The organism is Heminiphilus faecis (assembly GCF_008728965.1).
In the GTDB taxonomy this organism is placed as follows: domain Bacteria; phylum Bacteroidota; class Bacteroidia; order Bacteroidales; family Muribaculaceae; genus Muribaculum; species Muribaculum faecis.
Genome location: NZ_VSMC01000050.1, coordinates 1 through 3,203 on the forward strand (window position 1 = coordinate 1; position 3,203 = coordinate 3,203).

Annotated in this window: 2 rRNA genes; both read right to left on the reverse strand. The window is 54.3% G+C overall.

The window, feature by feature from the left end:
- Positions 1 to 42 precede the first annotated feature (42 nt).
- A 5S ribosomal RNA gene (gene rrf / locus FW767_RS12690) occupies positions 43 to 151 on the reverse strand.
- A gap of 143 nt (positions 152 to 294) precedes the next feature.
- Positions 295 to 3,193: ribosomal RNA gene (locus tag FW767_RS12695) — 23S ribosomal RNA — on the reverse strand.
- Positions 3,194 to 3,203 lie beyond the last annotated feature (10 nt).

A 3,203-nucleotide genomic window follows, 5' to 3' on the forward strand; every position in this document is an offset into this window, starting at 1 on the left:
GGGGTATAAAAAAAGGGTGCAAGCGTTGTGCTTGCACCCTGAAGGGGGCGGTTACCTACTCTCCCACTTTCGCAGTACCATCGGCGTGATGAGGTTTAACTTCTCTGTTCGGAATGGGAAGAGGTGGATCCCTCATGCTATCACCACCTTAAGTTTTTTCGTTTGCTCACTACGGCCCTCCGGCCATAGCGGTATAAGGTCAGGAAAGAGACTACAGGAAGCCTGCCGGAAAGAAGTGTTGATACAATGACCGAAGTCTTTGTTATTTCGTTGTTTTTTAAGGGGTACGACCCCAGAGGAAAGGGTTCGGGCGATTAGTAATGCTCGGCTGTGGACATTGCTGCCCCTGCACCTGCATCCTATCTACGTCATCGTCTGTAACGTCCCTAATGTGGAGATCTTATCTTGGGGAGGGCTTCGTGCTTAGATGCTTTCAGCACTTATCCTGACCCGACGCGGATACCCGGCGGTGCACCTGGCGGTACAACCGGTAAACCGGAGGTCGGTCCAACACGGTCCTCTCGTACTAGTGTCGGAGCCCCGCAAATCTCCTGCGCCCACAACAGATAGAGACCGAACTGTCTCACGACGTTCTGAACCCAGCTCGCGTGCCACTTTAATAGGCGAACAGCCTAACCCTTGGGACCTTCTCCAGCCCCGGGATGTGACGAGCCGACATCGAGGTGCCAAACCACTCCGTCGATATGAGCTCTTGGGAGGGATCAGCCTGTTATCCCCGGAGTACCTTTTATCCTTTGAGCGATGGCCCTTCCATGCGGAACCACCGGATCACTATGCTCTAGTTTCCTACCTGTGCGACTTGTGAGTCTCCCAGTCAAGCACCCTTGTGCCATTACACTCTGCGGCCGGTTACCAATCGGCCTGAGGGTACCTTTAGAAGCCTCCGTTACTCTTTTGGAGGCGACCACCCCAGTCAAACTACCCACCAAGCAGTGTCCTCTCATCGCGAGAGTTAGAGACCAAATATGTCAAGGTCAGTATTTCAACAACGGCTCCACGACAACTGGCGTCGCCGGCTCATAGCCTCCTGACTATCCTACACATGACATACCCGGTCACAGTGCTAAGCTGCAGTAAAGGTTCACGGGGTCTTTTCGTCCCGTTGCGGGTAATCGGCATCTTCACCGATACTACAATTTCACCGAGTTCATGGTTGAGACAGTGTCCGGATCATTACACCATTCGTGCAGGTCGGAACTTACCCGACAAGGAATTTCGCTACCTTAGGACCGTTATAGTTACGGCCGCCGTTTACCGGGGCTTCAATTCAATGCTTCTCTTGCGATGACATCTCCTCTTAACCTTCCGGCACCGGGCAGGTGTCAGGCTATATTCGTCGTCGTTAAACTTTGCATAGCCCTGTGTTTTTGTTAAACAGTTGCCTGGACCTATTCTCTGCGCCCTACCTTACGATAGGGACCCCTTATCCCGAAGTTACGGGGTCAATTTGCCTAGTTCCTTAACCATGATTCTCTCGAGCGCCTCAGTATATTCTACCCGACCACCTGTGTCGGTTTGCGGTACGGGCCAAGACAGGATTGCTTAGCGGGTTTTCTTGGGAGCATGATTACCATCACTATCCGATTGGCCGGGGCCGCTCGGTACTGTCCCGCTTCATCATCAATGGTGTACTTCACCGCCATCGATATAACTAAACGGTTTAACGCACTATTCCGTCAGTGCGCGGATGTGTCACTTCTCCGTCGCCGCATCGCTCCTGCCTCGGGTGCCGGAATGTTGACCGGCTGTCCATCGGGTTCGCCTTGCGGCTGCCCCTTAGGTCCCGACTGAACCTGATCCGATTAGCGTTGATCAGGAACCCTTGGTCTTTCGGCGGGGGAGTTTCTCGCTCCCCTTGTCGTTACTTATACCTACATTTGCTTTTCCGATACCTCCAGCAATGCTCGCGCATCACCTTCTGCGGCCTACGGAATGCTCCCCTACCAGTTGTCAGTTATTGACGACTCCACGGCTTCGGCAGCGGACTTATGCCCGATTATTATCCATGCGGGATCACTCGACTAGTGAGCTGTTACGCACTCTTTAAATGAATGGCTGCTTCCAAGCCAACATCCTAGCTGTCCAGGCAATCCCACCTCGTTATGGTCTTCAACTTAGCCCGCATTTGGGGGCCTTAGCCGGTGGTCTGAGTTGTTCCTCTCTCGGACGCGGACCTTAGCACCCGCGCCCTCACTCCCGGGATTCGTTCTGCGGCATTCGGAGTTCGTCAGGACTTGATAGGCGGTGAAGCCCTCGCATCCTATCGGTCGCTCTACCTCCGCAGAATAATACCCGAGGCTGCACCTAAATGCATTTCGGGGAGTACGAGCTATCTCCAAGTTTGATTGGCCTTTCACTCCTACCCTCAGGTCATCCGAAAGCTTTTCAACGCTTACCGGTTCGGTCCTCCAGACGGTGTTACCCGTCCTTCAACCTGCCCAAGGGTAGATCACTTGGTTTCGCGTCCACCTCCGTCGACTGGGGCGCCCTGTTCAGACTCGCTTTCGCTTCGGCTCCATGCCTCGTGGCACTTAGCCTCGCCGACGACGGTGACTCGTAGGTTCATTATGCAAAAGGCACGCTCTCACCACACACAGTGGCTCGAACCGCTTGTAGGCACATGATTTCAGGATCTGTTTCACTCCTCTGTTCGAGGTTCTTTTCACCTTTCCCTCACGGTACTGGTTCGCTATCGGTCTCTCGGTAGTATTTAGCCTTACGGGATGGTCCCCGCAGATTCACACAGGATTTCTCGTGTCCCGCGCTACTCAGGGTACGCACTCGGCATCAGACCAGAATTTCGGCTAAGGGGCTGTCACCCGCTATGGCACGCCTTTCCAGACGCTTCGCCTATCCTTTCAGATACCTTTGTCGTGCGCCCTACAACCCCCGGCGCGGCCGTAACCGCCCGGGTTTGGGCTCCTGCGCGTTCGCTCGCCACTACTTGCGCAATCATTGTTATTTTCTTTTCCTCCGGGTAATGAGATGTTTCAGTTCCCCGGGTTCGCCCCTCACTTGGTGAGGTGCCGGAATCGCTTCCGGCGGGTTGCCCCATTCGGAAATCCGCGGGTCAATGGGTATTTGCCCCTTACCGCGGCTTTTCGCAGCTTATCACGTCCTTCGTCGCCTCCGAGAGCCAAGGCATCCTTCATGTGCCCTTGTCTCCTTTCCTTTGTTTCTTT